The following is a 21,046-nucleotide window of genomic DNA, read 5'->3' on the forward strand; positions in this document are numbered from 1 at the left end:
GGAAACTCTTTGAATCTTTCAAGGTTATTCCACTGTTCAGTTGTCAAGGTCGTTTTGTTATCTCTCTTGCGCGACAACTTCTATATCTTATCACAGTCGTTTGCGTTTGTCAATAACTTTTTTCAAAAAAATAACAATTTTATTTTTGAAAATCTGAAACGGAGAAAGAGGGATTCGAACCCTCGCGCCGGTTACCCGACCTATACCCTTAGCAGGGGCACCTCTTCGGCCTCTTGAGTATTTCTCCGAACTGACATTTTCTCTTATAAAATTGTCTCTTGCGCCGTAACGCATTGATTATTCTACTCTATATATTTATATTTGTCAATAGCTTTTTTTTAATTTTTTAGATTAATTTTCTTTTCCCATGTTCTTCCTGAAAATATCAGGTATATCCTTTCCTATATATTAAACTTATACATTAAACTTATACATTAAACTTATCCATTAAGCCTACCATAGTTTCTACCTGGGCTTTCTGCTCCTGGCTGACGGCTGCTGTCTCCTGGGAAGCCGCTGAATTACTATCAACAATTTCTGCAATACGCATAATATTTTCATTTAACTGATGCATATGCTGTACATCTCCAGTTAGGATGCCGGACATTTTCCCCATTCTTCCTGTAGCTTCCTTGGCGCCCAGCATTACTTCATCCATATTCGCCGCTGTTTCATCTGCAATTAAAATTCCCTTATCCACTGCCATAACCGTTCGTTCAATCAGCTTATCCGTTTCACCCGCTGCTCTTGCAGATTCATCCGCCAGACTCTTTACCTGATCTGCCACAATGGCAAACCCTTTTCCAGCTTCACCTGCCCTGGCTGCTTCAATGGCTGCATTTAAAGATAGAAGATTTGTTTGAGAAGCAATATCTTCAATGGTGCTGATAATCTTTCCAATTTCTTCCGAACAATTGTTAATCTCGCTAATCGCCGCCTTTAACTCCTGCATTTTTACGTTGCCTGCTTCCAGAACATAGCCTGCCCGATTAGATATCTCTACTGTCTCTGCTGCTTCTTGTGCACTATGTTCCATACTTTGGTACATATTATTCATCAGACCAACCAATTCTGAAATTTTCCCTGCCTGTTCCTGACTTCCTTCTGCCAAATCAACTGCTGCACAGGACAACTGCTCAGATCCGCTGTCAATCTGTAAAGAAACTTCCCGGATTGTACCCAGCGTCTCACGCATTTTCTCACTGATTTTTAGAAATGATTCCTTAATCTGCCCATATTCCCCTACGTATTCCTGATTGATTTCAAAATTATAATCTCCATTGCCCATTCTCTCCAAAATATCAGAAATTTCTTCAATCATTATCGTAGTACTTCGCTTCATACGAATAATAGCTCCCGCCATTTTTCCAACTTCACTGGCATCTTCCTTCAAATCAAAATTCCCGTGAAAATCTCCATTTGCCAGCTCAAGCATCTGGTCTGATACTTTTATAATAGGAGACAACAGCTCTTCTCTGGAAAATTTCACAATCCGAACAACCTGAATAATCAAATATAAAAAGGAAAGGGCATAAATAAACTCAACAATCCCCTGGAATATTCTCAGCTTGCCCTTTGCACTATTCACCCTTTTCTGTATATTGGTAATCACTTCATCCGTCAGGGAATTAATCTGCTGAGTAGTGTTTCGATACTCTTCGCCAAATACACGGCTCTTCGCACCTTCTATATCCCCTTTTCCAGCAAGCTCCATTGCTTCCTCTTCTATGGGTACCAGTCCATTAGAAAATTCTGCAATCTGATTCATACTGTTCCATTCTTCCTGGGTTATGTTATTCTTCTTCAATCCTTCCAAAGCTGCATCACGATTCTTATCCTCATTCAATTCTCTCATATAATCATCATAATATTGCTGATCTCCAGTAGCCGCATAAGCCTGTACTGCATAAGTTAATGTTTTAGAGCCCAGCCGGTATTGGTTCAAATATGTAGTAGTCTCCAGTTCTTCATCTGCCACCCTGCTCATAAATATACTTGTACCAATGGAAAGCAGCAGCAAAACAGCTCCTGCTCCTACTATGATGATTGACTGTCTGATTATCTTTTGCAGCTGAAACGATTGACTGTTCTTTTCCATAAACCTTCCCTCTTGTTCCTCTTTATCCTTCTCTGCTATTTGATTGATTTGCTTAATAATATCTTACTTTATATTCTTTATTTCGTCAAGTTTAACTATTACTTTCCTTTTTCATATTCCTTGGCGGCAGTTTCATAGAGATTGTTTCCCTCCCGATCAATTACCACAATCACAGGAAAATGATCCACTTCCAGCTTTAAAACCGCTTCCGCACCCAAATCTTCATAACAGATCGTTTCTGACTTTTTGATACACTTGGAGAGTAATGCCCCGGCTCCTCCAACTGCTGCAAAATATACTGCCTGATTGCGGATAATTCCGTCAATCACTTCTTTTGTTCGTTTTCCTTTACCAATCATTGCTTTTTGTCCCAAATCCAAAAGCCTTGGAGCATATCTATCCATGCGGCTTGCTGTAGTAGGCCCTGCAGAACCAATGGGGCGGCCTTCCCTGGCCGGCGAGGGACCCATATAGTACAAAACGGAATCCACGATGGGAAAAGGAAGCGTTTCCCTCAGTCTCTGCTGCAGCTTTTCTTGTTCAGACTGCTGCAAACCGTCTGTTTTACTGAGAAAACGTTCAGCATAAAATTCCCTTTCTGTTTTCTCCAGGGCTTCCACCAGCCGCTTATGGGCTGCATCTCTGGCTACATAAACTGTTCCCGTAATATACACATAATCTCCTGCACGAAGATCCTCCGTCACTTCTGCAGTAATTGGCGTTTTAATGTATTTATCCATAACACAAACCTTTCTGTATTCCTGATTATCTGCTATATTTTTGATGTTCTGCCTTACAGTTCCCGCGTCACATGGCGGTTCACATGACAGCAGATATTGACCGCTACCGGAAGTCCTGCAATATGGGTAGGATATGTATTGATATTAACTGCAAGGGCTGTGACAGTGCCTCCTAATCCTCCCGGGCCTATTCCAAGCATGTTGATTCTGCCCAGCATTTCCAGTTCCAACTCCTTTACATAGGGAACCGAAGCGCGTTCATCTACCGGTCTTGTCAAAGCTTTTTTTGCCAGAAGAGCACATTTCTCAAAGGTTCCCCCAATTCCTACTCCCACTACCATAGGCGGACAGGCATTGGGGCCTGCATCCTTTACCGCCGTTAAAATTGCATTTTTCACTCCCTCAATGCCGTCGGCAGGCTTCAGCATAAAAACTCTGCTCATATTTTCACTGCCGAATCCTTTCGGCGCAAGGGTAAGCTTTACTTTATCTCCGGCTGTAAGGGTATAATGTATCACCGCCGGCGTATTGTCTCTGGTGTTCTTCCGAAAAATTGGATCTTCCACCACAGATTTTCTTAAAAATCCTTCTTCATATCCAAGACGCACCCCTTCGTGAATGGCGTCCTCCAGCAATCCTCCTTCAAAATGCACATCCTGCCCAATTTCCACAAAAATCACTGCCATTCCTGTATCCTGGCAAATGGGAATCCTTTCTTTCTCTGCAATCTGCAGATTTTCCTGAAGCTGACCTAAAATTTTTCGCCCCAGGGGCGATTCCTCCCTGGATACTGCTTCTTTTAATGATTGTTCCATATCTTTAGAAAGACAGTGATTGGCTTCGATACACATTTCCCTGATATTGTCTGTGATTATTCCTATTGAGACACTGCGAATCATAACACTTCTCCTTTATTCATGTAAACTTCAGCCTGCCCTTTGGCATGCCGCATATCCATAATTATATTCATCTTATTTTATAATAATGGATAAATATTCATCTGTAAACATTCATCTGAAATATTTTTCTGCCGCCTTTGCCGCCTGATATCTGGAAAAATGAAATGTTCGCAGACTCATCTTGTCTGCTGTATTCAAAACCCTCTGAAATTTCTGCTCCAATTTACACCGCCTGCAGCCGGAAACATATCCGTTCCGATCCTCCTGGGGTTTTAAGCCGGTAACATTACCGTAAAGATCTTCGGTGTAACCTCCGTATTTCGCTGTATTTGTTGAAAAATGCTCATGTTCAAACTCACATTTGCTTAAAGCCGGTACAGCATCCGCCGACAGACCTGCCAAATACGCCACATCCTCATAACTCATATCATTTCCAAGCTGCGCCACGTTATAAGAAGCAATGAGTGAATCCACTTTTCCAAAAGAAAATAAAAGATAACACACGGCAACCACTGACACACAGTAACGAAAGAGTTCAAATTCTTCTTTTACAATATTTATCACCACGCCTGCCATCAGAATTACCAGCATTCCAAGAAACCAAAGCACCAGCACTCTGAGAAAGCTCAAATGATACACTGAAATGTAAAGGATCATCCGAAATGCACTGGAAGCAATCATAATATAAGTGCATCCGGAAAATATCAGCAGCAAAGTCTTCAGCCATCTGTTTTTCTGAAAAACAGACAGACATATTACCACAAGAATCAGGTTAAAAATACACAGAAACAACAGTTGAAAAAATCCCTGGCGGGCGTATTCTGAATACGTGTAGCCCTGAGGCAGTAATTTGCCGCCTGTAAATAGGAATATTGCCTGTATCCCACAGAAAAGTAGATAAACCGCCGTAATCATGGAAAGAAAAGTAATGGCAATAACAGGATTTTTTCGATTCTCCTTTTTCTTCCATTCCGGCATATTATTCTGAGTCAATGCGGACAGAAAACAATAAATTCCAAAAAATCCCAGAATAATCAGCAAAATAACCAAAAACAAATTGGGAGAAAAGACTATCTGGCTCCACAAGCTATGAAAAGCCCTGCCAACTAATCTGGAAAATATTTGATCGGCGCTGCTTAACAGCTCAATTACAATCAGCAGAATGGGAAGTCCGATTAATATTCCAATTAAAATATATTTGACATTTTTATTTTTCTTTTCTTCTTTTTTATACTTGTTTATATAGTTTGCAAAATGAATAAACGGACTCGCAATCTCCGGCACCATGCACAAATACAGAAACAGAAGATTACAGATGTATTGCCCCAGATTCCATCCTTTGTCATCATATACCTGACGAATCATAAATACAGTAATCAGCAAAAGAATTCCCAGCGTATTAAAAAATATGACAAATTCATTGGCAGTGAGCACGGTACTGACTCCAAGCAGCAGACTCCCAGCTACATACCACCAGTTGGATTTGTTCCAGGAAATCTCATTTTTCTTAAGAAACAGACAGCATACCGCTAAAGTAATGGCTGTGATAATCGGAAAGGTAATTCCGATAAAATTTTTATAAAACGCAATGGTAAAGCAAACAGCATATAATAACGATATTCCCATAAAATACGGAACATGATTGCGCATAATCGGATTGATTGATTTTTGTTCCGGTTCCCGATACAACGTTTCTTCCGGCTTCGGTACAAATACTTCATGCTTTTCCATCTTCATCCCTCCATTCTAAAATTTCACCTGGCTGGCAGCTTAATGCCCTGCAGATCTTATCTAATGTATCAACTTTGATTGCTTTTGCTTTACCATTTTTCAAAATTGAAATATTCGCCATGGTAATCCCTACCCTCTCGGAAAGCTCTGTTACGCTCATTTTCCGTTTGGCAAGCATTACGTCTATATTAATAATAATTGCCATCTCTTCCTCCGTTCTCAATATTCCTTTTTATGGCCGTAAACCATTTAAAAATAATAACACTTAGATAGTCAGCTCATTTTCATTCTGTATCTCGGCAGCCTTCTGCACCAAATGAGAAAGCGCTGCAGCCGTCACTGCCACTGCCACCCCTGCAAATTCCACAAACAGAGAAATCAGGAGAATTCCCGGATGATTCATATTCAGCAGCAGCAAAATCAGATTTGCCAGAAAAAAATATCCGCTGTCCAATAATGCCAGCACGGAAATGCGTTTTAAATATCTGGCATTCTCCATGGAAAACGAATTATCCCTTCCGATTTCCACGGTAATCTTCCACCCAAAATACAGCGCCAGATAACAAGGAACGGCAGACAGCCAGATTACTGCCAGCCAAGGTGCATAGCAATAGGAAAATTCCGGATTAGCCTCCGCTGCCTCTTGCCCGAACATTGGTACCAGATAAAAATAAATCACGGTTCCGCAGACTGTAATTCCTACAATTATACCTTTTAACCAACTGCTTAAACTTTTTTGTGTCATCTTATAACCTCCCTGTTCATTTCTAATTGACTTTGTTTCACTTCTATTGTTCTGAGACGCCGCTCCCATTCTTCAGAACAGGCATCCATCTGTCAGAACTTCCATCTATCGTTATCATACTCTTAGACGCAACAAAAGTCAATATAAATTTATCGTAATTCGATAAATTTATATTGACTTTTGTTGTTAATATGTTTCTTCCGGGCAGTAAATCCTGTTATAAAATCAATTTTCTGACATCTGTTCTCCTATTTGGTTATGATGATTTTACAGGAAGCCTTTTTTCCGCCGCTGGTCTTAACCCGGATGGTTGCCTTTCCTTTTTTCAAGGCTGTGACTCTGCCAAATTTGTCCACCTTCGCAATCTTTTTATTAGAACTGCTCCATATCAGCGTATCGGTTGCATTTTTTGGTGATACGGACGTTTTTAACAGGAGGCTGTTTTTTACTTTCATAGAAATCTTTTTCTTTAAGGTTACTTTTACCGCTTTTTTCGCTTTTGATACAATATTTACTTTCAGGCTGGCTTTTTTCTTTCCTGCCTTTGCAGTGATGGATACTTTCCCTGTTTTCTTAGCAGTGATTTTCCCATTCTTTACTTCCGCAATTTTTTTATCGGAAGTCGTCCATTTAATTTCATCCGTGGCGTTAGAAGGAGACACATATACCCCGACGCGGATGCTCTTTCCCTTCACCATATAAATTTGTTTCGCGCTTAAAGCAATCTTTTTTGCTGGAATTGCCTTAGTTCCCCCACTTGGTTTTTCTTCCGCACCATTTTTGTCTGACGTGGAATTAGAGGAATCCTTATTGGTTTCCCCATTGCCGGAATCGGACGCCGGCGGCGCTTCGCCTGAATTCTTGTCGGATTCCCCGCCGCTGGAATCTGGCACCGATGGAGTTGAGCCAGAATTCCCTCCAAAATCCGTAACAGTGACGGTACAAACGTCTTGACCAGTAATTCCATTCATACCATTCCTGGTGAAAGCGGTAACAGTGACCGTTCCATTTTTCCTGGCTTCTAAAATTCCATCTTCACTGACTGCCGCTATGGAGGAGTCTGAGGAAGTAAAAGTCAGGCCGCTCAAGGTTCGCGCGTAGTTGTTGTCTGAGGGAGCTGCGGTAATCGTCAGAGGATAATAAGCGCCGGGCTTCATCGTAATGGACTTTTCATCCATTTTGAGGGACTCTATCAAAGAGACAATCCTGTATTTATAGGGGTAAACACTCGTATCCACATCCCAGAGGATAAGTTCTGTGCCATATGGGGGAACCTGGTAGAGTTCACTTCGAACCGTGCACGTAAGGGTACATTGGCCTTCTGCAAGACCTTTTACGGGAATGCTCATGTTTCCGTTCTGCCCCATCTGCATGATCGCCGATTTATCAATGTTCCAATTGTAAGTAATATTAGAGGAATAAGCGGGCGCGCCGCCATTTACAATGAGTTCCTTCCCGAGGGGAATCAGAACAAAGCCCTCCGCGTCAATATAATCGCCTTTCGCATTCTGGCGAACCTCTTCCTGATTCGCCCATTTAGCTTCCAGCGTCATGTCGCCTCGTATTCTGTCGAATTCAAAATCCCACAGTTCCCCTCCGTGATACCAACCGATAAAGATATAGCCGGGGCGGACAGGATCCTCCGGCTTTTCAACATGACTAAACTGCAAAATCGTCTGCGGAGGAATATTTGCCATGCCCCAGGCATTGAATGTAACCGTAAAGCTGCCGGAAGGAACGCCCAGATCTTCCTCTGTATAATGAAAACCGGCATTCAGGAGGCAATCATTCCCTGCTTTGGCAAAGCTGCCGGAATTCGTGAAATTTTTCCATTCCTTCCCTGTGCCGGAATAATAAACATCTTTTAGAGAACTGCATCCCCAAAAAGCGCTTACTCCAACATAATTCAGGCTTTTTGGGAGGGAAAGGGAAGTAAGGTTTTTACAGCCGGAAAAGGCATACGTGTTGATCTCTCTCAGGTTTTCAGCCAAAGTTACGCCGTTTAATTTTTCACAGTCTTCAAAGGCACTGGCAGGAATATAAGTAAGTTTTTCAGGAAAAGAAAGCTTTCCCGCCAGGCTTTCACATTGATAGAAAGCCTTTTCACCGATTTTTTCCAGGCCTGAGGGAAGTGTGATTTTTTCCAGGTTCGCGCAGGACGCAAAAGCCTCCTCGCCGATTTCCACGCAGGTGTCAGGAAGACTGACCTCCTGTATGGACTCGCAGCCGGAGAAAGCAATTCTATTAATCCGGGTAATGCCATCCAGGATTTCAACGCGCCTGGGCGAAGAACCAGCAAAAAGCTCCGTATACCCATCCCCAATGGCCGTCATCTTCCGGCCGTCCAGCCATGAGGGGACTACGATATCCGCCCCGTCTCCGATATAATGTAAAATCCTCGTCTCCGATTCTGATGCATGATCCGGAAAAAAATCATGAGGATTACAGTTGTAAATAACTTTCACCCCGTCTGGAAGCTGCACGCTAAGTTCGTTCCACTGCGCTTTGCTCCCGGCGTAATAGATCTCTGTTAAAGCAGCGCATCTGTTAAAAGCGCCTGTCCCAACAGAGGTTACCTCCGCCGGCACAACGACGCGTTCTAACGCACTGCATCCCTCAAAAGCCCTGTCCCCAATACGGACGACGCTGTCAGGGATATCTGCATGGACAATGCTCCGGCAGCCGGAAAAAGCCCCCGTTCCGATGGAAGAGACGATTTTATCTCCCAGCCCCGCCGGGATGGACAATTCGCCGTCTGTTCCGCCCCAGCTTGAAATCTCCGCCGTTTGATCGGACAGCAGAGAAATTTCATAGTCGTCCGGATCAAAATTGAAATGGAGATGGGCCTTTTCTACCGTTGTTGAAAAATCATAATGCTCTTTCATATTTTCCATTTCTTCTCTGCCAGCACCGTAATACACATTCTGCAAGTTTGCAGAGGAGAATGCAGAACCTATTTTTTGGACGGAAATGGGGATATAGACACTCTGTAAGTCTTTGCACTCCTGAAAAGCATAACTGTCAATCAACTCTACGCCCTCCGGGACTGAGAAAGCTTTTATGTTTTTCATATAGCAAAATATAAGACGTCTCTTTACGCCGTCATCGCCAAGTCCATATAAAACCCCTTCCTGTGCAGTATAAAAAGGATTATTTTCATCCACCAGGATTTCCTCTAAAGTTTTACAATCGTTAAAAGCCCCGGTGTCTATGTCAGACATACTTTTTGGCAGAGTAACGCTCTTTAAATTAGGGGCGTCCGAAAACGCTTCGGAAAAAAGACTTTTCACTTCCAGTCCCTGGAATGTGGCCGGAATAACAATGCTTTCAGCGGTTCCCTCGTAACGTACCGAGTAAGTGGAAATATAAACATCCTTGTGTAAATAATAGACAAAACCATTTGCAGTATGAATTCCGCCGAATTCATCTTTATCGAGTATCTGATCCTCTTCCCCGCTGACTTGTGCTGCCAGGGCTTTTGTGTGCTGGCCGGCCAGGAGAAAAGCCGCAGTCCCCAGGGCAAGACACAGCAAAAATTTAAAAATAAAAGGCAACTTTCTGTATATTGGTTTCTCTTTCATAGATTTTCCTCCTGAGTATATAGGCATACACACAGTAATCAACAGGCATTTCGGCATAGTTCGTATTTATTAAATGATAACATAGAAAAAATGAAAAATCTATCTTAATTTAAGAGCAAATCCGGCTATATTTGACAGACCACTCATGCCTATGATATATTTCACAATAAGAAATCGGAAACAGCCACATTTTAATCATTTCGGAGGTATCCAATGAAATTTGCCATGTCATACAGCTGCGGAAAAGACAGCACTCTGGCTCTTTACAAAATGATGGAACAAGGACACGAACCTATATGCCTGATCGTTATGGTGAATGAATCTGTGGGCCGTTCCTATTTCCACGGCGCAGATGCTGCCTGTTTCGGCGACATTGACATATGCGGAGAAAACGGGGAATACCATACGCTTGCAGTAGACGGACCTGTCTTTCATAAACCGTTGGTTTTTAAAACAGGAGATAAAATTAAGTTGGGGAATTATGCTGTGATAGACATAAAATAGAAGTTCCTGTTATATGGACAATATCACAAAAATATGGTATGATTTTACCAGAGAAAACGAAGCATTTTACATCAAATTTATAATAGAAAAGGAGCTGCATTAATGTAATGTATACGGCAGGCAGACAGCCGACTTACATGATACCTTTTACATAAAGCTCCGCAGCGAGGCATTCTTATGGAAAATTATACCTTTCTTCAAACTATGGGCAGAGGCCGCCATCCGGAAGGCGCAGACATTGCCGACAGTTCCTACTGCATTTTTACCTGTCCTATTCAGGAACCGGTTGTTCACCAGCGTATTTTCGGCGACGAAACTTCTCTGATTCTGGAACTCAACTACGGGGAAGGAGATATCCTTTGCGATCTCCGCCTGCGTCAGGCCGGCACTAATCTGGTGATAGAAGAATCCACGGTAGGTCTGTTCGGAAATTTTCTGATGGACAAAGAAGTAAAGTACATCGGACAGGCTTATATTTATGCCATTTTGTTTAAAATTGCCAATTTGAACGAATTAATTGAATACAGCATTAAAGATATGAAAATACTGGAGGATTCTCTGGATAACCGCATTGATAACAGCGGAACTTATCAGATTTTGGACTTCCGCCGCCGCTATACAGAATACGGCAATCAGATTATTTCCCTGAAAGAAATCATTGCCCGCATTGACAAGGGCTATTATCCCATGCAGATGCAGAACAGTTATGTTCTCCAGGGACAGATGGCTCTGGATTTCAAGTTTATGGAAGAACGATATGAACTGAACAAGAATACTATTATTAAAGACCTGGATACTTATACCTCCATTGTCAGCAACAACTTAAGCCGCAACACCAGGCTCTTAACTCTGGTTTCTCTAGGCGCAGTTGCATTGAACTTTATGTTTGGAAGCCTCTTAGCCGTAAGTCCGGCTATCGGCGTCACAGGCGGTGTACTGATTGGCGGCCTGACGGCGGGAGCTGCTGTCTTATATCGTTCCAACGGCAGCCGGCGTTTTCCGCGTCTCCATGACAGCCAGCTCCTCCCGGACGATTTGAAAGAGAAGTCTGCCGGGAATCTTCCTGTTCAGGAAAACCAAAAGGAGATCTCTGTGAATCCTGATAAAACCGGAGAGGAATAGTTTTTGATAAGCTATTTTTCTCAAGAACAAAAAGATATCCTTTTCTGATTTTTCCAGATTGCTGCAGGCAGCAAGGTGTGAAATTCCCGACAGAAAATGGACCAGCCTGCTGTAAGCCCGGATATGAGCCCTTCGATAAAAAATAAAATCCGAGAATCTACGATAAGATTCCCGGATTTATTTTTTCACTCTCTATACTTTTCCACTCTTTATATTTGCCACTCTCTATACTTTTCCATATTTGTCGGAAATCACTGTACGCGGACGGTCAGCATCCTCTTCAGATTCCCAGGGCAGCACATCTCCCGGCTCACGAAGATAATTGAGCACCTGCCAAATTCCTTCTCCTGTATATGAGCTGACCCGAAACACCGGCCGGCACCCCGCCATTTCCAACCATTGATGCGCCCGATCCGGATTACCGTCTTCCCGGTCAATCTGTGTAACAATTCCAATCACGGGACGATTACAGGCAGACGCACAGCAGGGAGGATAAAGGGAATAAGGTTCTGCTGCATTCAGCAGAAGGCCAACCACATCCGCCTCATAAGCATACAATGCCAGGGCCCGAGCCAATGTAGAAGTCTCCGCATACTCCCCCGGTGTATCAATCACAACGTCGTAATGATTAATATATTGTGTTTTGTGATATGAAATCACATCACCCTTCAGCGCCTGTGTCAAAGTAGTTTTCCCACATTCACTGCGCCCCATTAAAATGATCTTTTTCATGTTCTTGTAATCTCACAAACTGTAAAACCTAAATTATTCTTCAGATAGGCCAAAATATTGGCAACTGCGGACTGAACATTGGATATCCTTCCTGTAAAAATCAGCGTTCCGCTGAATCGATCTATAAATCCAATCTCAATCGGGGCAGTTTTCATCGCAATATCACCGGCGATTACAGATATCTCAGATGGACACATACTTAAAATTCCAATTGCTGACTGTTTATAATCCAATTCCGGATTCAAACCCAGCTTTTGGTAGATAATCTCACCAGGACTGGCAATAATATGTGCCAATGTGACCTGTTTACCAGGAACCGTCTCCTGAATGATACGCATCTTGCCTTCTGCAGACGCACCAATATTCAAAAGATTCATATCCATTGCCAATTCACTCCTTCTACTGCATCAAACCAACTTCTCAAGTAAACCTTTATGCGGTGACGGAATCACGCAGCTGCTGGTAATCTCGCCGGTTTCTGCCAACTGGGTCATACAGGAATTCAATGCTGATTTTACGGCAGATACTTCACCTGTAAAAATCAGATATCCTTTTCCTCCCAGTCCCCGAGCCACCCGAACCTCCATAAGAGTAATATTGGATGCCTTTGCAGCAATATCTGCAGCCTGTACCGCAGTCAGCGCTGACATTGTTTCCAGCATACCCAGAGCAGTTACGTGTTCTACATCAACTGTGCCTACCAGGGCCGACGGTACAGATGCATGGACATTATTGATAATGTGATGGCAGATAAGGAAAGTTCCCGCAACCTGTCTTCCCCTTTCCATGGAGCTTTTTACTGCCCCCACCTGCCCGCTGACGATAATGATATATTTTCCCGGGCAGATAGCGGTAGCCACCAACAACTCCACATCCGCAGCTTTAAGCATTTCATCCGCAGACTGTACGCCTGCAGGAATACTTTTCAGCTCTAACAATCCAATTGACTTTCCCATACGCATATCCTTTCTTACTAATTACGCCTGAATCACAATATTGTCATCACTGACAGCTATCACCGTGCCAGAGATACTGGCATGCAGATTCGCTCCCAGCTTCCCCTCCGGGATACGGGCAATCAAATCACCTTTTTCCACCTGGCTGCCCGTCTGTACCATCGGCTCTGCCGGCGCTCCCACATTCTGCCGAAGGGGAAGGGTAACTTTTGCGTAAGCAGGCGCTGCGGCTTCCTCTAAAGGCGCATCTACATCATAAGCCGCAAGGCCAAGCTGATGAATCAGCTTGTGTACCGGATAACGTTTATATTCCCTGAAAGGCGCGCCATGTTCCGGCTTGTTATTCAGACTGTTGCGGATACCCTGACTGCCCAGGATATTCTTAAGATTGCCATTTAATTTCCAGGGCTGAAGCCCCATGACACAAGCATACTCACACAGACGGCATCCGCAGCAAAGATAAGCGTTCATGGGAGTCTGCGCTGGATCACACATACTTCCGTAAGCTGCCAAACGCATCAGCTTATGGGGCTGAATGCGATGCCCCAACAGTCCCCGGGGACAAACCTCAGAGCACAGGGAGCACTGCATACATGCAGTTGCCGCCTGCCGCAGAGAAACGTTCAGCGGCCTCTCCAGGCTGTTCAAAATGGGATGTCCTGCCGGAACCACAATCAGTCCTTTTGTCGTCTTTGTAATTGCACTTTCCGGCGAAACCAACCGTCCCATCATGGGGCCGCCGTTTACAATACGGTAATCTGACGCAGTTGGGCCGCCTGCTAATTCCAACGCCTCTGCTACAGTGATCCCCAAAGGAACCCTAACCGTCTTCGGTGTGCGAACAGCTCCTGTCAGCGTCACATATTTATCTGTAACCGGATGCCCGTCTGCAGCATCCAGAACATTCAGGGCAGTCTCTACATTGGTTACCACAACGCCCACATTAATTGGAATGCCCCCTTCCGGAACAACCCTTCCTGTGACCTCATAAACAATAACCTGCTCATCCCCTGCCGGGTAAAAGGCTCCCAGCAAATGCAGCCGCAGCTTCGGATAATTTATCAACTCACACTGCAGTGCTTCTGCTGCAGTATGATAATGCTCCTTCAGCGCTACAACGCCCTCGCCAGCTCCCAAATGTGTGACAATTTTGTCTAAAGCTGCAAGCAGCCGTCCTGCCTGCTCTGCCATAAGCTGCTGATCCACCCGCAAAAGCGGTTCGCATTCAGCCCCATTAATAATTACGGTATCTGCTTTGGCATTCAGCTTTACATGGGTGGGGAAGCCTGCGCCCCCTGCGCCGACTATGCCGGCGTTTTCCACCAAAGCTGTTAAATTTTCTTGCATCGGAGCACCTCCCTAATCAGCGTACGTCCATTCCTCCTACCAGCACGCATCTGCGCCGCCGTGCGAAAGATTTTGCTGAAGTCAGTCCCTCTCCGGTAGGTCCTGCGATGGTAAATGTCGTATAACCTTCACCTCCCACGCCTATTCCGGCATAAGAAGGACCGTTTTTTACAAAAATTGTTGTCTGAATAAGCTTTGCCATTTTGGTAAGCTTATCTACATTGCGGGAATGCATCATTGCTGTATGGCGGTTGCCATGCTCTACACGGACAGCCATCTCAATCCCGGCGTCCACATCCGGCACCCGCACAATTGGCAGGATAGGCATCATAAGCTCTACCTGCACAAAAGGATGATTCTCATTCGTCTGCATTATGATAACTCTCACATCCTCATCCACATGAACGCCCACTTGTTCCAGAATGTATTTTGCGCTCTTGCCTACAAAGGATGTTACCGGGCTTTTTCCGTTTTCCTGTACCACCAGTTTCACAATTTTGTCGATGATCTCAGGATCTTTCACTTCATAAGCGCCGTTTTTCTTCATGTTGAAGATTAAGTAATCTGCTGCGGAATCTACTACGATAACCTCTTTCTCCGCAATGCAGGGCAGGTTATTGTCAAAGCAGCAGCCGTCAATAATATCTTTTCCCGCTTTTTCAATGTTTGCAGTCTCATCCACCACAACCGGAGGATTGCCTGCTCCTGCACCGATAGCTTTCTTGCCGCTGGAAAGCACAGTTTTCACAATGCCAGGCCCGCCTGTAGCCACCAGCATCCGCACCAGCGGATGATTCATCATAGCATTTGTATTCTCAATGGATGGTTTTGATACCGTAACCACCAGATTCGCCGGGGCGCCAACCTCAGCCAGTGCACGGTTAATCAATCGAACCAGATGCAGAGAAACATTTTTTGCCCTTGGATGGGGGCTGAAAACTACGCTGTTTCCTGCAGCCAGCATTCCAATGGAATTGCATATGATTGTCTCAGTTGGGTTCGTAGTAGGCGTAATTGCCCCAATTACTCCAAAAGGAGAATATTCCACTAAAGTAAGTCCATCATCGCCTGTCATTGCATCTGTTGTCAAATCTTCTATTCCCGGCGTTTTCGTAGCTGCCAACCGGTTTTTTATTAATTTGTGCTCATAATTTCCCATTTCAGTTTCTTCTACAGATTGACGGGAAATATACTCCAGATTCTCCTGATTGAGCACCACATCACGAATCGCCTGCACATATGCCGCTCTGTCATGCATTGTACAGTTCAAGTACTTTTTCTGCGCAGCAGCGGCAGCCTCTACTGCATCATCCATGCTTTCAAAAACGCCCCAATTTCCGCCTCCTGCGTCTGCGCAGGGATTGGAAACATCATCCAGCCGGTCCAAAACCGCATTTATTATGCCCGCTACTACGCGTTCATCAATATTCATTGCTTTCCCTCCTTAAATAGACATTGCATAACGTGCAATCTCCATATCCTGTTCTACTGTCCCGCCGGATACGCCAATGCCTCCCACAATCTGGCCGCCTGACACATAGGGAAAACCTCCTCCGAACAGAATAATTTTTCCCGGCGCGGCATTCTCAATTCCATAAAGGGGACCATCCTGACGTGCAGCCTGGCCCAGTTCATGGGTCGGCATATGAAACGCATTGGCGGTATACGCTTTGCCGGCTGACACTTCCACACTGCCAGGCAGCGCACCTTCCATCCGCTCAAGCAAAAGCAGATTTCCACCGCCATCAACGGCAGAAAAGACCACCGGAACTCCAAGCTCCCGTGATTTTTCCTTAGCTCTCTCTGCCATGCGCTCAAGAATTTTCAGGGAAATAGGAGGAAGACCGTCTGCATACCCTGCCAATACATTCTTTACCATTTCCGTTACCTTCTCCCGCATCTGGGCCTGGGCAACCGTTTCCTCCTGAAGGCGGGCCATAGCATATATGGCGTCAGACAAGCGGTTCACGTAGCGCATTACCACTTCACGTACAGAGGAACTGCCTGCCAATTCTACCATGCGCCGCTCTGCCCGCCGCACAATCGTCCGGGCCACATGAAGAGCAGATGACGCCGAATCCACGCCAGGAATGACAAAATGAGTCATTTTCCCTGTCGTTTCTGTACATGTATCCACTACATTTTCAAGGAAAGCTACATCTTCCTCAGAAATCAGATTTTTTAATTTAGAAGCGCCTTTCCTGTCACTGGCCAGCTCTGCTCCCAGAGAAAAAAGCCTTCCCTGAATCGTGTGTATGGTGGTCCGAATATATTCCTGGCATGTATTGGAATAGGCCAGACCCAGCATGGAATTTGCTTCGTCGATGGTACCGTAACACTCTACCTGAAGATCTGATTTACTGACCCTCGATCCGCCTACCAGGCTGGTCTGACCCTTATCACCAGTTTTAGTATACAAATTCGCCATCAACCCACCTCCACAGAGTCTACAATGCCCACGATGGATGTATCCACCGGAGCCGAGCCATCACCAAAAACATAACGGGCTGAACTGCCCTTACAAACAATTACAATCTCACCGGTCCCAGCTCCTACAGAATCTACGGCAATCTCAGTTGATCCTTCCCGCTCCAGACGCTCCGTCAGCTTCTCCACCATCAACAGTTTCATGCCAACCAGATTTTCGTTCTTACTGGTAGAAACTACAGTTCCTATTACTCTTCCTAGATACATTATTCCACCTGCCTCATGATTCAATCTCTATACGAATGCCCCGTCTGCGAGCTTCATCAGACGCCAGCTGAGTGATGATTGTCCGTTTCGGAACAAGAATTGTTGCATGATCCGGATAAGACTTTATATGTTTCCCGCTGAACACACGTCCCTCCAGCACTGCCTGGTACATTCCTGCATTTACTTTTGCTTTTGTACCGCTTTTTGCCTGTATATTCGGTTCCGGTCTGCTCTCTGCCTGCATCCTTGGTTCTGGCTTCACAGAAGCACCTGCAGGAGTAAAGCTTGTGATAGCTTTTTGAACTGTTTCTCCCAGATGTTCTGAAGTTGTCAGCAATGCTCCAAAATCCTTCAAGGCGTCTTTATTTTCACGCAGCTTATTCTTAAGGGCTTCCGTCATACGAAATCCCCGCCGGATACGCTCTGGATTATCGGGACAGCAGCCATCCACAGCTACAATCACATTTTTCCCCCGCATCAGTCCATCCAGGATAATAGCAGCAGCCGGGGTGTCCGCCATACATGCAGCCACATGGGCCGCGGTATTCACTGTCATTGCAGGAACCAGAATCGTATCATACCGGGCAGTAAGAGCTTCCGGCGAATCCCCGGGAGTCCCCACCCATAATTCCTCCGGTTCCAGGGCAGAACGAATTACCGATGTATCCAATAGCTCAGCAGCGCTTTGTGTCAGCAATACTCGATAGGTAAATCCTTCCTCCCGGCGCAGCTTCCTCAGACATTCTAACCCAGGTTCTATACCCATATTCGATCCGGTATAGACTACCAATGCCTGTTTCTGGCGTTCCAAAAGCTTCTGCATTACCCTCTCCGCAAGTACCTGCATTACAATGCTATGAACATATTGTTCCTGCTCAGTCAACGTCCTCACCCCCTTATTCCGTACAATTCATGGCAATTCCCAAAGGCGTAACCAACAGCGGCGCCGCCGGCTTCACCACAGGGGTGCCAAGATATTTTTCAAAGACTTCCTCAAACTGAGTAAAGCAGCATGCGCCGCCTACCACATAGACTGTGTCTACGGGGTATTCTTCCAAACTCCGCTTGACGATTGCAGCCATTTTTTCCACTACCGGCTTTACTACCGGAAATACGTTTGCCTCCTGGGCCGGGTCGCGTTTCATAACCTCAGCCTCATTGGTGCTGCATCCGTAAAAACCTGCCAGTACCAGAGTCATATGAGTACCTCCTGTAGGCTCATCGCTTGTATAAATGACTTTCCCATTCTCCAGAATACTGATCCCGGTAGTTCCGCCTCCTACATCCACTACAGCGCCGTCTGTAATACCCAGCACGGCTGCGGCAGCAGTAGGTTCATCTACAATTTCAGTCAGCCGGAATCCGGCTGACTCTACTACATTTCCAATGGCTTTTACATTACCGGGAAGTATTCCCGGCGGAATTGCACAGGCCCCTGCTTCCAATGTCTCACCAAGCAGTTCTTCCAACTGGCCTTTTAATTTAGTCACTGCCTGTACAGCTCCCACGTAATCCACCACAATGCCATCCCGAACCACAGTTGATGGGAAAGTGGCTCCGGCCACCGGCCTGTTTTCCTCGTCCACCACTGCCAAAACGATATTGGCAGTTCCCAGGTCCACTCCAGTGCGCAGAGCACCCTCCCATTTCTTTTTCTCGCCATTTTTTATCAGGCTCTCAAATTCCAGCAGCGTTTCGTTACACTGCGCCATATCGCAAGCCATATGCACTTCCTCCACTGCCTTTAATCCAGAATGATATATGCCCGGTCGCCGTTTTTCACGCCCAGGGCATTGGCCTCTTCTACGTCAATGTGCATCTCGGGAGCAAATTTGTCAGACACACGCAGCAGCACATTATTCAATACTGCACCGCGCAGACCGCCTATCTCCACCCGAACAATCTGCTTGTCATGTACACCCATCCGTTCTGCAGTTGCAGGATCAAGATGGATATGACGAAGAGCGGCGATAACGCCCCTCTTCATCTCCACTTCTCCATTCGGTCCAATCACCTTTACGCCCGGCGTTCCCTCAAGCTGACCGGATTCCCGGACAGGAGGATGTACACCAAGGGCAAAGCCGTCACCGATGGAAACTTCCACCTGAGATTCCTCGCGCAGAGGGCCAAGCACGCGCATACGTGTCAGTTCACCTTTTGAACCCCGGCTTGTTACCGTCTCTGCGGCGGCATACTGACCTGGCTGCCCCAAATCTTTCACCCTTGTCAGTTCACTGCCTTCCCCAAATAAGGCGTCCATATCTGCCCGGTTCAGATGAATATGGCGATTAGAAACGCCAATTGGAACAGAACGCTCCAACTTCAGCAGTTCCTCTATCACCAATCTCACCACAAGACGCAGGAACTCTTCCTGCGCGTATTGGCTTTTCTCCACGGCTTATTCCTCCTCTCACAGATCCTTCGGCAGGATTCTCTCCACATCTGTGTGCGGACGCGGAATAACGTGCTGTGATACAATCTCGCCCACTTTTTCAGCGGCAGCGGCTCCTGCATCTACAGATGCTTTCACTGCACCCACATCGCCGCGAACCATTACGGTCACCAGACCTGAACCAATCTTCTCATAACCAATCAGCGTCACATTTGCTGATTTTGTCATGGCGTCGGCTGCTTCAATGGCACCAACAAGACCTTTTGTTTCAATCATGCCAAGAGCTTCACCCATAATGATAACCTCCAATCTATTTTAATCTGCGTTTTCCTGTTTACTGCCTCGCTTTCCTCCCTTACGCCCTTTTGAGGCTGTTCGCTTGGCAGGCTTCGAAGCTGCAGGTTCCGGCGTCTCCTGCTCCGAAGTTACTTCCCCTTCCTCCGTTTCAGGATGTTCCGGCTCCTGCGCTTTCTCTTCTTCTTTTGGACTATCCGCAGGTTCTTCCGGTACAGGAACCTCCTCCGGCTCCTCTGCCGGCGCTTTCACGTCATCCGGTTCTGATTCCCTGGAATCTTCTGCAGGCTCTTCTGATACAGGAGCCTTCTCCTTTTCTCCTGTTTCTTCCGGCGCTTCAGCGCTGTCTGATCCTGCTTCCTCAGAATGATCCGCAATCATTTCCGATACAGAAAGCTTCTCCTGCTCATTTATCTCATCTGTTTGTTCCAGAACTGTCTGCACTTCTTCCTGTCCATCCTGTTCTGCCGGCAGTTTCTCTTCCTCTTTCACCTTTTTTGAACCCTTTGGCGGTGTGGGAGGCTTTGGCTTATCCGGCCCCTTTGACGGCTGTGCGGTTCCGACGGTATCCGGACTATACACCAGCATGTCAAGTCCGGCAGAGGGACGGGGAATCACACGTGTACTTACTACCTGGTTTACTTTAGCGGCTGCCATACGGGCTGCATCCACGGCTGCCTTCACCGCACCCACATCGCCCTGAACCTTAATGGTCGTCCAGCCTCCGCCTTTTGTCAGCTCATAGCCAATCAGTTCCACGTTGGCCGACTTCACTGCTGCATCTGCTGCTTCAATGCCGGCAGCCAACCCCTGTGTCTCTATGAGCCCTAAACTTTTCTTCATTCCCTCACCTCCCTTCCAAAGGTTTTAGCGGCAGCTTCTTTACAAGCCGCGCTGCATTTGCCCCCAATACACGTACCTGCTCCACAGACCGAACCGGAATCCTGAACAGAGGATGCTCAAACTCCAATTTGGAAATATGTAAAACTGCCGTCTGCGCGTCCATTCCGACGCCTACTTCCAAACGGGAAGCCTGTGCGCCCTCCCATGCCAGTGTCAATGCATCCCCCTCCGTCTTCGTCCAGGTTTCGCAGGGAATGCCTTCTTCCTCTAATCCGTAAAGCAGCTGCCAAAAAGCCTGTTCCGGAACATCCGGACTGCACAGCACATGGACGGTGGGCTTTGTCATTGCAATTTGGGAAGCATTCATA

The 21,046-nt window shown here is 45.8% G+C and carries 21 protein-coding genes, 1 tRNA gene and 1 pseudogene; 2 read left to right on the forward strand and 21 right to left on the reverse strand.

Annotation, left to right across the window (positions count from 1 at the left end):
• Positions 1-159 precede the first annotated feature (159 nt).
• The 8 genes from E5329_RS12105 to E5329_RS12140 form a co-directional block, all read right to left on the reverse strand.
• A tRNA-Ser gene (locus E5329_RS12105) sits at positions 160-247 on the reverse strand.
• 180 nt (positions 248-427) lie between these two features.
• Positions 428-2,098 (reverse strand): methyl-accepting chemotaxis protein, encoded by a 1,671-nt coding sequence (locus tag E5329_RS12110; protein WP_135989794.1) that lies wholly within the window; start codon positions 2,096-2,098, stop codon positions 428-430.
• A 98-nt stretch (positions 2,099-2,196) separates the two neighbouring features.
• A complete protein-coding gene (locus tag E5329_RS12115; RefSeq protein WP_135989795.1) occupies positions 2,197-2,838 on the reverse strand; it encodes a fumarate hydratase C-terminal domain-containing protein in 642 nt (213 codons plus the stop codon).
• A 53-nt stretch (positions 2,839-2,891) separates the two neighbouring features.
• Complete coding sequence (locus E5329_RS12120; protein ID WP_135989796.1) at positions 2,892-3,737, reverse strand: fumarate hydratase; 846 nt, start codon at positions 3,735-3,737, stop codon at positions 2,892-2,894.
• 111 nt (positions 3,738-3,848) lie between these two features.
• A complete protein-coding gene (locus tag E5329_RS12125; RefSeq protein ID WP_168356601.1) occupies positions 3,849-5,468 on the reverse strand; it encodes a DUF4153 domain-containing protein in 1,620 nt (539 codons plus the stop codon).
• Positions 5,455-5,673, reverse strand: coding sequence for a helix-turn-helix domain-containing protein (locus E5329_RS12130; protein ID WP_135989798.1), 219 nt, complete (start codon positions 5,671-5,673; stop codon positions 5,455-5,457). The genes E5329_RS12125 and E5329_RS12130 overlap by 14 nt, the downstream gene beginning before the upstream one ends.
• A 60-nt stretch (positions 5,674-5,733) precedes the next feature.
• Positions 5,734-6,213, reverse strand: a complete 480-nt coding sequence (locus E5329_RS12135) for a DUF2975 domain-containing protein (protein ID WP_135989799.1) — start codon at positions 6,211-6,213, stop codon at positions 5,734-5,736.
• A gap of 248 nt (positions 6,214-6,461) precedes the next feature.
• A complete protein-coding gene (locus E5329_RS12140; protein WP_168356602.1) occupies positions 6,462-9,794 on the reverse strand; it encodes a leucine-rich repeat protein in 3,333 nt (1,110 codons plus the stop codon).
• A 213-nt stretch (positions 9,795-10,007) separates the two neighbouring features.
• On the opposite strand from E5329_RS12140, the gene E5329_RS12145 reads away from it, so the two are divergent.
• Complete coding sequence (locus E5329_RS12145) at positions 10,008-10,298, forward strand: Dph6-related ATP pyrophosphatase (protein ID WP_135989801.1); 291 nt, start codon at positions 10,008-10,010, stop codon at positions 10,296-10,298.
• Between the two features lie 177 nt (positions 10,299-10,475).
• Entirely contained in the window at positions 10,476-11,420 is a 945-nt protein-coding gene (locus E5329_RS12150; protein ID WP_135989802.1) for a CorA family divalent cation transporter, read from the forward strand.
• 225 nt (positions 11,421-11,645) lie between these two features.
• Here E5329_RS12150 and E5329_RS12155 read toward each other — a convergent pair whose 3' ends face one another.
• The 13 genes and pseudogenes from E5329_RS12155 to E5329_RS12215 all read right to left on the reverse strand — a co-directional run bounded on the left by E5329_RS12155 (position 11,646) and on the right by E5329_RS12215 (position 21,045).
• A complete protein-coding gene (locus E5329_RS12155) occupies positions 11,646-12,152 on the reverse strand; it encodes a EutP/PduV family microcompartment system protein (protein WP_135989803.1) in 507 nt (168 codons plus the stop codon).
• The gene (locus E5329_RS12160; RefSeq protein WP_275443217.1) at positions 12,149-12,535 is read right to left on the reverse strand and encodes a BMC domain-containing protein; all 387 of its coding nucleotides are present in this window, start codon (positions 12,533-12,535) and stop codon (positions 12,149-12,151) included. The genes E5329_RS12155 and E5329_RS12160 overlap by 4 nt, the downstream gene beginning before the upstream one ends.
• A gap of 24 nt (positions 12,536-12,559) precedes the next feature.
• Positions 12,560-13,108, reverse strand: a complete 549-nt coding sequence (locus E5329_RS12165) for a BMC domain-containing protein (protein ID WP_135989804.1) — start codon at positions 13,106-13,108, stop codon at positions 12,560-12,562.
• Positions 13,109-13,129: 21 nt separating this feature from the next.
• Positions 13,130-14,455, reverse strand: coding sequence for an SLBB domain-containing protein (locus E5329_RS12170; RefSeq protein WP_135989805.1), 1,326 nt, complete (start codon positions 14,453-14,455; stop codon positions 13,130-13,132).
• Positions 14,456-14,471: 16 nt separating this feature from the next.
• Positions 14,472-15,887: an aldehyde dehydrogenase family protein gene (locus tag E5329_RS12175; RefSeq protein WP_135989806.1), complete on the reverse strand. Its 1,416-nt coding sequence runs from the start codon at positions 15,885-15,887 to the stop codon at positions 14,472-14,474.
• Positions 15,888-15,899: 12 nt separating this feature from the next.
• The gene (locus tag E5329_RS12180) at positions 15,900-16,883 is read right to left on the reverse strand and encodes a cob(I)yrinic acid a,c-diamide adenosyltransferase (RefSeq protein WP_135989807.1); all 984 of its coding nucleotides are present in this window, start codon (positions 16,881-16,883) and stop codon (positions 15,900-15,902) included.
• A complete protein-coding gene (locus E5329_RS12185) occupies positions 16,883-17,149 on the reverse strand; it encodes a EutN/CcmL family microcompartment protein (protein ID WP_135989808.1) in 267 nt (88 codons plus the stop codon). The genes E5329_RS12180 and E5329_RS12185 overlap by 1 nt, the downstream gene beginning before the upstream one ends.
• A 13-nt stretch (positions 17,150-17,162) precedes the next feature.
• Positions 17,163-18,032, reverse strand: a complete 870-nt coding sequence (locus E5329_RS12190) for a flavoprotein (RefSeq protein WP_135989809.1) — start codon at positions 18,030-18,032, stop codon at positions 17,163-17,165.
• Positions 18,033-18,045: 13 nt separating this feature from the next.
• Positions 18,046-18,861, reverse strand: a complete 816-nt coding sequence (gene eutJ, locus E5329_RS12195; protein WP_135989872.1) for an ethanolamine utilization protein EutJ — start codon at positions 18,859-18,861, stop codon at positions 18,046-18,048.
• 32 nt (positions 18,862-18,893) lie between these two features.
• On the reverse strand, positions 18,894-19,544 hold the full coding sequence (gene pduL, locus E5329_RS12200) for a phosphate propanoyltransferase (RefSeq protein WP_135989810.1): 651 nt from the start codon (positions 19,542-19,544) through the stop codon (positions 18,894-18,896).
• A gap of 15 nt (positions 19,545-19,559) precedes the next feature.
• Positions 19,560-19,838, reverse strand: coding sequence for a BMC domain-containing protein (locus E5329_RS12205; RefSeq protein ID WP_135989873.1), 279 nt, complete (start codon positions 19,836-19,838; stop codon positions 19,560-19,562).
• Positions 19,839-20,414: 576 nt separating this feature from the next.
• Positions 20,415-20,678, reverse strand: a pseudogene (locus E5329_RS32175) (BMC domain-containing protein); the annotation flags it as partial.
• A gap of 4 nt (positions 20,679-20,682) precedes the next feature.
• A complete protein-coding gene (locus tag E5329_RS12215; protein ID WP_135989812.1) occupies positions 20,683-21,045 on the reverse strand; it encodes a glycerol dehydratase reactivase beta/small subunit family protein in 363 nt (120 codons plus the stop codon).
• Position 21,046: the final 1 nt, after the last annotated feature.

It is taken from the genome of Petralouisia muris (genome assembly GCF_004793545.1).
Classification (GTDB): domain Bacteria; phylum Bacillota; class Clostridia; order Lachnospirales; family Lachnospiraceae; genus Petralouisia; species Petralouisia muris.